An 11,986-nucleotide genomic window follows, 5' to 3' on the forward strand; every position below is an offset into this window, starting at 1 on the left:
ATGCTGGGCTCACTCTGAAGATGCGGAATTCTCGCAGCCTAAACTTGAGGCTTATGTCTCCCCTGCTGTTGTCCCTTGCTTTTGCGGCCGCGCTCGCCGCCTCGACCCTCGTCAAGTTCTGGCTGTCCTCTCGCCAGATCCGCCATGTCGCCGCCCATCGCGGCCAGGTCCCGGCAGCCTTCGCAGGCAGCGTGACGCTGGTGGCTCATCAGAAGGCGGCGGACTACACGGTCGCCCGCTCCCGCTTCGGCCTGCTGGCCCTGGCCTTCAATGCGGCCGTGCTGCTCGGTTGGACGTTGCTGGGCGGCCTGAACGCTCTGAACAGCTGGGCGCTGGAAGCCAGCCGCATGCTGCCCGAAGCTTGGCAAGGCATGGGCTACCAGCTCGGCCTGGTCGCCGTCTTCGTGCTGGCGGGGTCGCTGCTGGACCTGCCCTGGGAGCTGTGGTCCACCTTCCGCATCGAGCAGGCCTTCGGCTTCAACCGCACGACGCTCAAGCTCTTCTTCGCCGACATGGCCAAGGGCCTCGCCGTGGGGGTGCTGATGGGCATGCCCATCGTCGCCCTCATTCTTTGGCTGATGGGCGCGGCCGGCCCGCTCTGGTGGCTGTGGGCCTGGGGCGCGTGGATGGGCTTCAACCTGCTCATCATGGTCATCTACCCGACCGTCATCGCACCGCTGTTCAACAAGTTTGAGCCGCTGACCGATTTGGCGCTGAAGGATCGCGTCGAGAAGCTGATGGCGCGTTGCGGCTTTGCGGCCAAGGGCTTGTTCGTCATGGACGGCAGCCGACGCTCGGCGCACGGCAATGCCTATTTCAGCGGCTTCGGCCCGGCCAAGCGCGTGGTCTTCTTCGACACGCTGCTGACCAAGCTCAACGSCRGCGAGGTGGAGGCCGTGCTGGCCCATGAGTTGGGCCACTTCAAGCACAAGCACATCACCAAGCGCATCGTGTTGATGTTCGCTATGAGCCTGGCCGGCTTTGCGCTGCTGGGCTGGCTGGCGCAACAGCCGGCCTTTTACCTGGGCCTGGGTGCGACGCCGAATCTCGACGCACCCAATGACGCGCTGGCGCTGATCCTCTTCCTGCTCGCCGGCCCGGTGTTCGGCTTCTTCGTGACGCCGCTGGCGAGCCACTTCTCGCGCCGCGACGAGTTCCAGGCCGACGCCTATGCCCGCGCCCAGGCCAGTGGCGCCGACCTGTCCTCGGCCCTACTCAAGCTGCACGAGGACAATGCCGGCACGCTGACGCCGGACCCGGTCTACGCGCGCTTCTACTACTCCCACCCACCGGCCGCTGAGAGGCTTGCAGCGCTTGGGGCCTCTTGAGGGCTCGGAGGTCGGATGCGTTGTCACTCAAAAGCCCGCGAGCAAGGCGCGATGCCGAAGCTGGGGTCGCCCCCAGCGAGGCTTCGCAACGCCGCGCGCGGGTTTTTGAGTGCCAACCCTTCGGGAGAGGGTCTGCGCGGGCGCATGGCGTCGTTGCGCGCCTGGCCTGGGCACGAGCCCAGGCGGCGTCGCACGCCTAGCCCTGCACCCGCGCAGACCCTCTCGCACCGATCTCCGAGCCCTCAAGAGGCCCCTCTCATGAACGATCTGCTGCTTGCCCAATGTGACCCCAAGGCCCCGCTGATGGATGCCGACACGCGCAACCGCGTGCTGGCCGCCCTGCCCGGCTGGCTGCCCGACCCCGAGAACAAGCTGATCGGCCGACGCTTTGGCTTCGCGAACTTTTACCAGACCATGGCCTTCGTCGACGCGGTCGCCGAGATCGCCCATGCGCAGGACCATCACCCCGAGATGCTGGTCGGCTACGACGCCTGCACGGTCAGCTTCACGACGCATTCGCGCGGCGGGCTGACCTTGAATGACGCGATCTGTGCGGCACAAGTGAGCGCCTTGCCCGAAGCGACCGGTACATGAGTAAATTCCAGGCGCTGGACCTGGGACTTGTCGTGCGCGGCCATGGCCGCCACTACATCGTCGAGGACTCGGAGGGCAAGCGTTTCGTCTGCCACCCGCGCGGCAAGAAGAGCGAGGCTGTCGTTGGTGACCAGGTGCGCTTCGCCGATTCCGGCGATGAGGGAGTCATCGAAGCCGTCGAGCCTCGGCGCAATCTGCTGTTCCGCCAGGACGAGTGGAAGACCAAGAGCTTCGCAGCCAACCTGGACCAGCTGCTTGTCCTCGTCGCTGTCGAGCCGGTGTTCAGTGAGAGCCAGCTCACGCGCTCCCTGATCGCCGCCGAGTCCGCCGGCATCAGCATGGCCATCGCGCTGAACAAGACCGACCTGCCGGGCACCGATTCGGCCCGCGAGCGCCTGGCGCCTTATCGCGCCATGGGCCTGAAGATGTTCGAGGTCGCGCTGAAGGCCGACCCCGAAGGCTCCCGCGCGACGCTGGACCCCTGGCTGGCCGGCCAACGCACCTTCGCCCTCGGCCCCAGTGGCACGGGCAAGAGCACGCTGATCAACCTGCTCGTGAAAGACGCCAAGGCCCAGATCGGCGAGATCTCGCAGGCGCTGAACTCCGGCCGCCACACGACGACGACGACGCAGTGGTACTGGACCGACGAGACACGCACGACGGCGCTGATCGACTCGCCCGGCTTCCAGGAATTCGGCTTGCGCCAGATCGACGCCGCCGAGCTGTGGCGCTACATGCCCGACCTGCGCGAGCACGCCAACTGCCGCTTCGCCAACTGCAGCCACATCCACGAGCCCGACTGCGGCGTGCGCGCGGCGGTTCAAGCGGGGCTGATCAGCGCCAGCCGCTATCGCATCTACGGCGAGATCCTCGAAGAGCTGCAGCGCAAGACCTGGTGATGCGCGGCGCACTCGCCTTCAGCGCCCTGGCCTTGCTGGCCGGCTGCGCCACGACCGTCGCCCCGCCTCCAGCCGCCGAAGGCTGGCAGCCGCTGGCCCTGCCCGGCAAGAAGCTCACCCAGTACAGCTGGACGGAGAAGGACGGCCGCCCCGCGCTGGAAGCTGCTTCGGACCGCTCGGCCAGCATCTGGCGCAAGCGGCTGGAGCCGGCGCCGCCCAACGTCGGCGAGGTCAGCTTCTCGTGGTGGGTGCAAAGCCTGATCCCGGGTGCCAATGTCTCGGACATCGACCACGAGGACGCCGTCGCCCGCGTCATCTTCGGCTTCGCCGGCGACATCGACAAACTGCCGCTGCGCACGCGCATGAAGTTCGAACTCGCGCAGGCCCTGACCGGCGAGCTGCCGCCCTATGCGACGCTGATGTATGTCTGGGACAGCAAGCTGCCGGTCGGCACCGTCGTCATCAACCCACGCAGCGACCGCATCCGCAAGATCGTCGTCGACTCCGGCCCGGCCGAGCTGCGCCGCTGGCGCGAGCATCGGCGCGACCTGGCCGCCGACTTCCGCCTGGCCTTCGGCGAGGCGCCGGGCCCGTTGACGTCGATGGCCGTCATGACCGACAGCGATAACAGCCGTGCGTCGGCCCGCACCTGGTACGGACCCGTGGAACTGAAATAGCTCAGCGCTGGTCGGGTGAGCGCAACGATAGTGGCGCGGCGTCGTGCACTTCACGCGCTTCGACGTCCACCACTTCTCCCGCCGGCTGGCGGCGCTGCGCCCACGGGTTCTTGTTGACACGGAACTGCAGATTCGGCTTGCGGCCGGTCAGCAAGCTGACGAGCAGGAAGGCCAGGAAGGCCAGCACGGCGATCAGGAAGAGGCCCAGGCCGATAAAGGCGCCGACGACGAGCATCAGCAGGCGAAGCAGCAAACGGAACAGCGACATGACCCCTATTCTGAACGCTGAGCGCCCGCTGGGGCCGTGACGATCGTCACCCCTCAGCCCCGCCCGACAAACGGCATGCTCGTCGCCATCACCGTCATCGTCTGCACATTGGCCGACAGCGGCAGGCCGGCCATGTAGACGACGGCGCGGGCCACATCCTCGACGTCCATGCGCGGCTCCACTGCAACGGAGCCGTTGGCCTGGGGCACGCCGCGCGTCATCTTCTCGGTCATCTCGGTGGCGGCATTGCCGATGTCGATCTGGCCGGCTGCAATGTCGAAGGCGCGGCCGTCCAGGCTCAGCGACTTGGTCAGGCCGGTGATGGCGTGCTTGGTGGACGTGTAGGGCACCGTGTTCGGCCGCGGCGCGTGGGCCGAGATGGAGCCGTTGTTGATGATGCGGCCGCCGCGCGGCGACTGCGCCTTCATCAGCGCGAAGGCCGCGCGGGCGCAGAGGAAGCTGCCGGTCAGGTTGGTGTCGACGACTGCGCGCCATTGCGCCACCGTCAGCTCATCGATGGGCACGGCCGGCGCGGAGATGCCGGCGTTGTTGAACAGCAGGTCCAGCCGGCCGAAGCGCTCGCGCAGCGTCGCGAAGGCGGCGTCGACCTGGGCCTCGACACAGACATCGGTCTGCAGGGCCAGCGCATCCGGCAGGGTCTCGCGCAGGGCCGCCTCGCGACGACCCATCAACGCCAGCGTCCAGCCCTCGGCGGCCAGAGCGCGGGCCACGGCCCTGCCGATGCCGGAGCCAGCACCGGTGACGAGAGCGACCTTCATCAACGACCGCTCGGCGACACCAGGGTGCGCTGTACCCAGCCGCTGAAGTTGGCGGCGTCGACCTTGACGAAGCCGTCCTTGACCTCGCCGGTGGCAACGAGTTCATCGCTGCGGTTCAGCGTGGCGACGACCTTGCTGTCGCGCGACGGGGCGGCGTAGGCCTTCACGTTGGAGATCTTGGCCACGAGCATCTGGCCCGCCGGAACGGGTGCGCCCGCCTGCGTGGAGGCGCCCGCATTCGCGTCGCCGGCGGCGCTGCCGGTGCGGATCAGGCTCTGCTGGTCGCGGATGCCCAGCACGATCTTGTTGTAGTTGTCGAGCAGGCTGGCAGCGATGAGCTTGCCTTCGGGCGTGCTGGTGTAGCCGCCCGCGGCGCCCAGCGCGCCGCCGCCGTAGCCCCAGCCGCCGATGGAGAAGTCGGTCTTGGTGGCCTTGCCTTCAGCGGCAGCGACCTGGATGCTGGAGCGCACGTCGGCGATCAGCAGGCTGGTGCTGGCCTCCTTGAATTTCAACCCGCCGGCGATGGCGCCAATGCCACCCAGCCGGTTGCCCAGCAGCCCACCAATGGCGCCGCCGACACCGCCGGTGTTGCTGGCAGCCACCAGCACATTGGGCGTCATGACGAAGTCGGCCGCCTGCATCTGGCCCTTGCCGACGTTGGATTCCTGGCGCATCTCGCCGGCGGCGGCGAGGTTGCGCTCCTGCTGCAGGTTCTGCATGGCCACGCCGCGCTCGACGACGTCAAAGCAGCCTGACTGCTGCACCATCATGCGCAGCAGCGATGCAGGGGAGCCAAGGCCGTAGTGCGACAGGTGGTTCCAGCCGTGCTGGGGCTCGGCCACGGCCAGCACGCCGAGCTTCTTGGGGCACTTCTCGACATTGGAGCCTGCCTCCTGGGCCTGCGCGGCCACCGCGGCAAAAGCCAGAGAAGCCAGCACGGCCCTGCTGAGCGTCTTGTTGTTCATCGTGATCCTCGCTTCGTTATCGGGTGACAGGGATTGTGCCCAGCGGGCGGTTCGGCTGGCGTCCCCATTCCGCGGGAATAGGGTCGCCTGGATCAGGGGCGCAGCACGAGTCGGTGCACGGTCTCGCCGGGCAGGAAAGGCAGGGCCTCGCCGGCCAGCCAGGCGGCATGGTCGCCCCGGTAGAAGGGCGACATCGGGTGGCCGCTCTGGCCACCCGGGATGACGAGGATGCCGCTTTCCTCATGGCCGGGCGACACCACCATGCGCTCGCTCTGGCCATGGCCGTGGTTGTGCACGCGTGGCATGTGGCTGTCGCCGGCCATGCCCTGGGAGGCCTGGTCCAGCCAGCTTGTGAGCGCCGGCACGGCGACGCTCAGCGGGTGGCGCACGCTGGTGGGGTTGTCGGCGCCCCAGGTGGCTGCGGCGAGGCTGCCGTATTTGCTCAGCAGCTCCTTGCGGCTGTCGAGCGCGGCGCGCTGCAGGAGCTCGGGCCAGGTCTTGAAGCTGCCTGGAAGGGTGTCAGGCCGCGCCGCCTGGATCAGCGCCCAGCCGGGCGTCTCGGGCACCAGTTTCAGGTCGGACAGCTTCGCGCCTTGCGCTTCCAGCAAGCCAGCCAGCGGGTCGAAGACGTTTTTCAGCGCCTGCAACCGGAAGGAGCGCACGAGCAGATAACCGACCGCGTCCGGGCGGGCTGCGTCGGCGCCCTTCTCGACCTCGGCGCGATAGTCCGCCAGGCCGTTGTTGGCCACGAAGTCGGGCGTCAGCACCTGCTCCAGCAGCAGCTTGCGCCAGCGCTGATGGAAGAGCGCGCGGTGGTCGAGCTGGATGGCGTGCAGGCCGGCCTCGTCGAACTTGTCCTGGGCGCGCAGGTCATCGCGGATCTGCTGGGCGCGGGCGCCGAGATCCCAGCCACCGTTGCCGAGCAGCTTCATCGCCTCGCCACCGACCATGCGCGAATTGGCCGTCCACAGCCGCCCGTCGGCCGGGTCGACGATGCGCGGCTGCTCGGCCGCGCCAAGATAGCCCTGCCAGCGCGAGCGACCGTCGCTCCAGTCCTGGGGGCGGTCCATATCCTCGGCGCCGACGCGTTTGGGCATCGCGCCGATGACGGTCCAGGCGATGCGCCCGCCGGCGTCGGCCACCAGCAGGTTCTGGGCCGGCATGCCGGCGCCCGCGGCCAGTTGCACGGCCTCGTCGACATTGGCGGCTGTCTCCATGTGCATCAGGCGCAAATTCATGCCCTCGTGGTCATGGGCCACCCAGCGCAGCGCATAGGCCTGCCCGCTCGCTGCCTTTTGAGGCATGACGGGGCCCCATTCGCTTTCCAGCACGACATGGTCGACCGGGGCCTCGCCCGCGATCTCGATGCGCTCGACGGCACGTTGCAGCGGCTTCTCAGCGCCGCCAGCCAGGTAGTGCGTGCCAGCCGCGTTGAGCTTCAACGCGACGACATCGGCCCAGTCGGAGGTCGTGTTCGTGAAACCSCAGGCCACGTGGCCATTGCTGCCGACGACCAGCAGCGGCGCGCCGGGCAGGGTCACCCCAGCCACGTCATGGCTGCCGGCCGCGTCCTTCCACTTCATGCGCGCCTTGAACCAGGTGCCGGGCGAGCGCAGGCCCAGGTGCATGTCGTCGGCCAGGATGGCCCRCCCGCCGGTGCCATGCGCGGCCGCGACGGCGAAGTTGTTGCTGCCGATGTCACGGGCGTCACGCAGGCTGCAGTCGCTGCAGGCCGTCTTGGCAGCGCGCAATGCGGCCGGCAGCGGCCCCGCTGGCAGGGGCACGGCAGTCACGCGGCTGTCGTCCATGGCGGCCTGCCAGTCGGCGCTGTGCTGAGTCAGGAAGGCATACCAGTCGTCCGGCACGGCCTCGCGCAGCAAGCCCGTGGCGACGTCGTCGCGGCCCTGGGCGCCCTGCAGGTCGAGGTACATGCCATAGGCGACGAGGACGGTGTCGGCCGCGACCCAGGGCTGGGGTTGCTGGCGCAGCAGCAGGTATTCGGGCGGGCGTGCGCCGAGGCCGGCCAGGCCAGCGTTGACGCCGCTCACGTAGGCGTCCAGCAGCGCGCGCTCATCTGCGGCCAAGGCCGCGATGCCGGCTTCAGCACGGTGGCGGAAGCGATGCAGGCGGCGCGACTTGTCCAGCGGCAGCGCCTTCGCGCCCACCAGCGCGGACAGCTCGCCAGCCGCGTTGCGGCGCATCAGGTCCATCTGGAAGAAGCGCTCCTGAGCGTGTGCGAAGCCCAGGGCCCGGGCCACGTCCAGGCGGTTCTCGGCCGTGATGGTCAGGTAGCCGCGCGCGTCGCGCTGCAACTCGGCCGGCGCACTCAGGGCGGCGATGGCACGTTCACCGTCGAGCTGGGCCAGGCTGCCACGCAGCGTCAGCCACAGCGCCAGAGCGAGCAGCAGCATGAGGGCCAGCAGGGCAAGGAGGATGCGCTTGAGCCACCTCATCAGAATGTCCCCGGGTAGCCGCCGCCGTCGAGCAAGATGTTCTGGCCCGTCAGGTAGGCGGCTTGGGCGCTGCACAGCATGGCGCAGATGGCGCCGAACTCGGCGGCGTTGCCGAAGCGCCGCGCCGGAATGGCCGCGCGGCGCCTGGCCGCCAGTTCATCCGCGCTGACGCCCGCCTTGGCGGCGCCGGCGGCGAAGCCCTTCTTCAGCCGGTCGGTATCGAAGGCACCCGGCAGCAGGTTGTTGATCGTCACGTTGGCGCCGGCCAGGCGCGGTTGGCGGGCCACGCCGGCGACGAAACCCGTCAGGCCGGAACGCGCGCCGTTGGACAGACCCAGCGTGTCGATGGGCGCTTTAACCGCGCCCGAGGTGATGTTGACGATGCGACCGAAGCCGCGCGCCGCCATCGCGTCCACCGTCGCCTTGATGAGCTCGATGGGTGCCAGCATGTTGGCGTCCAGCGCGGCGATCCACTGCTCGCGGCCCCAGTCGCGGAAATCCCCGGGCGGCGGGCCGCCGGCGTTGTTGATGAGGATGTCCACCCGCGGGCAGGCCGCGAGCGCCGCTGCTCGGCCTTCGGGAGTGGCAATGTCGCCGGCCACCGCGCGCACCTCGGCGTCAGGGTTCAGGGCCCGCAGCGCATCAGCTGTCGCCAGCAGCTCGGCTTCGCCGCGCGCCGTGATGACGACGTTGACGCCCTCACCCACCAACGCCTCGGCACAGCCTCGGCCCAAGCCCTTGCTCGCCGCACAGACCAGCGCCCAGTGGCCTTTCAAACCCAGATCCATGTCAGCTCCTCGATCGCCATGCGCCGCCTTGACAGGCCCGCATCATCGCGCGGTCGAGGGTGCTGCGCGCCGAGTTCAGCGCTTGAACTTGCCGTCCTCGCCCACGATGGACACGTCGGTGTACTCCAGGCCGCTGTGCTCCTTCTCGGAGTAGTGCACCTGCAGACCGCCCAGGTCGATGCGGGCGCCGTCCAGCGCCTTGGCCAGGCTGTCGCGGCTGATCTCCTTGCCCGGTGTGCGCTTGAGGGCTTCGACGATCAGTTTCGCCGCGGCAAAGCCTTCAACATGGGCCGGCGTCAGCTCGTTGCGGCCGGCGGACTTGGCCAGGCTCAGCGCCTCCCGCACCATCAGGTTGGCCGTCGAGCGCTCGTAGGGGAAGAGCTGGGTCACGATGACCCCACGGCTGTCATTGCCCAGCGCCTTCACGAAATCGGCCGAGGCGTTGTTGGACAGCGTGGCCACGTGCGCCGTGGAGCCGGCCGCGCGCAGCGCCTGCACGCCCTCCACAACCGCATAGGCCGGCCCGATCAGCACGACGGCCTCGATGCCGGCCTTGGCGATGGCCTGCATCGTCGGTGCGAGATCGGGCTTGTTGCGGTCAAAGCGCAGGTTGGACATGGCGCGCAGCTTGATGTCGTCCAGGCCCTTGATGGCGCCCTTGCCGGCGTCATTGCCGAAGGGGTCGTTGACCTGCACGATGGTGATGCGCTTGACGCCAATGCCGGCCAGGTGCTTGACCGCGCGTTCGGCCTCCTTCTGGTAGCTGGCGCGCAAGTGGTAGACCCAGGGCTGGACCGGCTCGCGCAGGCTGATGGCGCCAGTGGCGGGCGCGATCAGCGGCAGCTTGTTCTCCTTCAGCACGGGCAGCAGAGCCTCGGTCGGGCCGGTGCCACGGCTCAGCATCAGCGCCAGCACACCCTGGCTGGCCAGGGACTTGGCAGCGGCCACGGCGGTCGCCGGGTCGTATTTGTCGTCCTGCGTGACGAGCTCGATGTTCTGGCCCTTGATGCCGCCCTGCGCATTGACCGAGTCGAAGTACAGCTTCGCCCCCTCGGCGCTCTCCTGCACGATGCCGGCCACGGGCCCTGAAAAGCCCGCCACCATGCCGATGCGCAGGGTGCTTTGCGCGAATGCGCCATTCATACCAATACAGGCAGCGAACAAGGCCGCCAGGCCAACCCAACGCTTCACTGTTTTTCTCCAGGACAAGCGCCACCGGGGCGCGTTTATGGCCGCGGATTGTGGGGCCAGCCCCCCCGCCCCCAGCAGCCCCTCTCCCCCAGGAAAAACCCGCCCTCCACCGGGTCTGAATGCGCATTTGCACCGCTTTTGGCGGGCCTACACTCTGGCCGCCTCGGTGCCGTGTTCGCGCTGCCAGCGCTCGTCTCCGCGCCGCCCATGCCGGAAAGCCCCTTGCCGCCTATCGCCTTGCCCCGCACGCCCGCACCTGCATACGGTTGGCAGCGCAGTTCCCTGACCTTCGCCGTCGTGCTGGCCCTGCTGCTGGGGCTGCTGCTGCCGACAACGGCCGTGTTGCTCTATGACGGCCAGAAGACCCGCGCCACCGCGATGGAGGACTTGAAGCGCGACCTGTCACGCGCCACCGAGGTGATGGCCCTGTCGCTGGCCGAGCCGGTCTGGCAGGTCTCGCCGGACCTGGCTGACCCCATGGTCAAGGCGCAGATGGACGATCCACGCTTCGTGTCGGTGCAGGTCGTCGAGCCGGCGTCATCGGCCCCCTTCCTGTCGCAGCAGCGCGCTGGCGAGCAGGGCGACAGCGATCTGGTGCTGAGCCAGACCCGGCCCATCCAGCGCGACGGCCGCGAGATCGCCAAGCTGACCGTTCGCATGAGCGCCGCGCCGCTGCTGCAGGCCAAGCAGGCCGAGGTCTGGCGCACGGTCTGGCGCAGCATGCTGACGCTGACACTGTCGCTGGCACTGATGCTGTGGGTGCTGCAGCGCTATGTGATGCGGCCCATGACCGAGTTGACCGGCTCAGCCGAGGCGCTGGCGGCCGGGCGGTTGGACCAGCCTTTGCGTGTGGCCGGCGCCGACGAGATCGCACGCGTGGGCGTGGCGATGGAGCGCATGCGCCAGGCCTTGCTGTCGGCCTTCGAGGCGCTGCGCCAGCACAACGTGAACCTGGAAGAGACCGTGGCCCAGCGCACGGCCGAGCTGACGACCAGCAATGCCGAACTGTCCGAGGCGCTGGAAACGCTGCAGAAGGCGCAGCGCGAGCTGGTCGAGTCGGAGAAGCTCGCGTCGCTAGGCCGCCTGGTGGCGGGCGTTGCCCATGAGCTGAACACGCCGCTGGGCAATGCACTGACCGTGGTGTCGGCCCTGGACGACCGCTACAAGCAGCTCGAGGCCATGCTGTCGGGCAGCGTGCAGATGCGCCGCAGCACACTGGAGGAACTGGCGCGCGACACGCGGCGCGGCCAGGACATCCTGCAGCGCAACGTGCAGAAGGCCGCCGACCTGGTGCGCGACTTCAAGCAGGTGGCCATCGACCAGACGGCCGACCTCAGGCGCGACTTCGACCTGGCCAAGGTCGTCGAGGACGTGCTCGTCATGGTCGAGCCCAGCTTCAAGCACACGCCCTTCGTCATCGACACCGAGCTCTGCCATGGCCTGGTGATGAACAGCTATCCCGGCGCGCTCGGCCAGGTGCTGACCAATCTGCTGATGAACGCGCTGCTGCACGGCTTCGACAGCGCGGCACAGGGGCACGTCAAGGTCTATTGCGCGGCGCTGGACGAAGAGCAGGTCGAGCTCAGCGTGACGGACGATGGCCGCGGCATGGACGAGTCCGTGCGGCGGCGCATCTTCGACCCCTTCTTCACCACCAAGCTGGGCACCGGCGGCTCGGGTCTGGGCATGCACATCGTGCACAGCATCGTGACCAATGTGCTGGGCGGCCAGATCGAGGTGCGCTCCTCGCCGGGCGAAGGCACGCAGATGCTGATGCGGCTGCCGCTCAACGCACCGCAACGCGCCAGCGGCGAGCCGGCATAGGCTTACTGCGACGCGCCAGAGGCCGGGGCGGACGCCGCCTCGACCGCAGCGGCGACGGCGGCCGAAGCCGCTGCAGAAGCGGCAGGCTCGTGTCCACCCGTCACGTCATGCTTCTCACCGCTCAGGTCGATGTTGCCGCCGCTCTTGGTCAGGATGAAAAGCGCCAGCGCGGCAAAAGCGATAAAGCCGACGATCAACTTCCACATGCTCGGGTCTCCAC

The 11,986-nt window shown here is 68.6% G+C and carries 12 protein-coding genes; 5 read left to right on the forward strand and 7 right to left on the reverse strand.

Translation table 11 applies throughout. The features are described 5' to 3' along the window. The first annotated feature begins 53 nt into the window (after positions 1-53). The 4 genes from ACXJKJ_RS23480 to ACXJKJ_RS23495 all read left to right on the forward strand — a co-directional run bounded on the left by ACXJKJ_RS23480 (position 54) and on the right by ACXJKJ_RS23495 (position 3,498). Entirely contained in the window at positions 54-1,328 is a 1,275-nt protein-coding gene (locus ACXJKJ_RS23480) for a M48 family metallopeptidase (protein ID WP_457392929.1), read from the forward strand. A 258-nt stretch (positions 1,329-1,586) separates the two neighbouring features. Then, on the forward strand, positions 1,587-1,922 hold the full coding sequence (locus ACXJKJ_RS23485) for a 4a-hydroxytetrahydrobiopterin dehydratase (protein ID WP_157281616.1): 336 nt from the start codon (positions 1,587-1,589) through the stop codon (positions 1,920-1,922). Beyond that, positions 1,919-2,821 carry a ribosome small subunit-dependent GTPase A gene (gene rsgA / locus ACXJKJ_RS23490; RefSeq protein WP_056197673.1) on the forward strand — a complete coding sequence of 301 codons (903 nt, stop codon included), beginning with the start codon at positions 1,919-1,921 and terminating at the stop codon, positions 2,819-2,821. Before ACXJKJ_RS23485 ends, rsgA begins: the two co-directional genes overlap by 4 nt. Further along, the gene (locus tag ACXJKJ_RS23495) at positions 2,821-3,498 is read left to right on the forward strand and encodes a DUF3047 domain-containing protein (protein WP_056197675.1); all 678 of its coding nucleotides are present in this window, start codon (positions 2,821-2,823) and stop codon (positions 3,496-3,498) included. The genes rsgA and ACXJKJ_RS23495 overlap by 1 nt, the downstream gene beginning before the upstream one ends. A 1-nt stretch (position 3,499) precedes the next feature. Here ACXJKJ_RS23495 and ACXJKJ_RS23500 read toward each other — a convergent pair whose 3' ends face one another. From ACXJKJ_RS23500 to ACXJKJ_RS23525, 6 genes are all read right to left on the reverse strand, one after another. Beyond that, positions 3,500-3,766 (reverse strand): hypothetical protein, encoded by a 267-nt coding sequence (locus ACXJKJ_RS23500; protein WP_056197677.1) that lies wholly within the window; start codon positions 3,764-3,766, stop codon positions 3,500-3,502. Between the two features lie 53 nt (positions 3,767-3,819). After that, the gene (locus ACXJKJ_RS23505) at positions 3,820-4,545 is read right to left on the reverse strand and encodes an SDR family oxidoreductase (protein WP_056197679.1); all 726 of its coding nucleotides are present in this window, start codon (positions 4,543-4,545) and stop codon (positions 3,820-3,822) included. Then, positions 4,545-5,510: a CsgG/HfaB family protein gene (locus tag ACXJKJ_RS23510; RefSeq protein WP_056197681.1), complete on the reverse strand. Its 966-nt coding sequence runs from the start codon at positions 5,508-5,510 to the stop codon at positions 4,545-4,547. The genes ACXJKJ_RS23505 and ACXJKJ_RS23510 overlap by 1 nt, the downstream gene beginning before the upstream one ends. A 92-nt stretch (positions 5,511-5,602) precedes the next feature. Then, complete coding sequence (locus tag ACXJKJ_RS23515) at positions 5,603-7,963, reverse strand: penicillin acylase family protein (RefSeq protein WP_457392936.1); 2,361 nt, start codon at positions 7,961-7,963, stop codon at positions 5,603-5,605. Continuing rightward, positions 7,963-8,751 carry an SDR family oxidoreductase gene (locus tag ACXJKJ_RS23520; RefSeq protein WP_056197683.1) on the reverse strand — a complete coding sequence of 263 codons (789 nt, stop codon included), beginning with the start codon at positions 8,749-8,751 and terminating at the stop codon, positions 7,963-7,965. The genes ACXJKJ_RS23515 and ACXJKJ_RS23520 overlap by 1 nt, the downstream gene beginning before the upstream one ends. A 75-nt stretch (positions 8,752-8,826) precedes the next feature. Next, positions 8,827-9,942 (reverse strand): ABC transporter substrate-binding protein, encoded by a 1,116-nt coding sequence (locus tag ACXJKJ_RS23525; protein ID WP_235531985.1) that lies wholly within the window; start codon positions 9,940-9,942, stop codon positions 8,827-8,829. A gap of 237 nt (positions 9,943-10,179) precedes the next feature. Here ACXJKJ_RS23525 and ACXJKJ_RS23530 point away from each other — a divergent pair, with 237 nt between their 5' ends. Then, the gene (locus ACXJKJ_RS23530) at positions 10,180-11,766 is read left to right on the forward strand and encodes a sensor histidine kinase (RefSeq protein ID WP_457392940.1); all 1,587 of its coding nucleotides are present in this window, start codon (positions 10,180-10,182) and stop codon (positions 11,764-11,766) included. Positions 11,767-11,768: 2 nt separating this feature from the next. Here the strand turns inward: ACXJKJ_RS23530 and ACXJKJ_RS23535 are convergent, their stop codons facing one another. Continuing rightward, entirely contained in the window at positions 11,769-11,972 is a 204-nt protein-coding gene (locus tag ACXJKJ_RS23535) for a hypothetical protein (RefSeq protein WP_056197689.1), read from the reverse strand. Positions 11,973-11,986: the final 14 nt, after the last annotated feature.

The organism is Roseateles sp. P5_E1 (assembly GCF_054049335.1).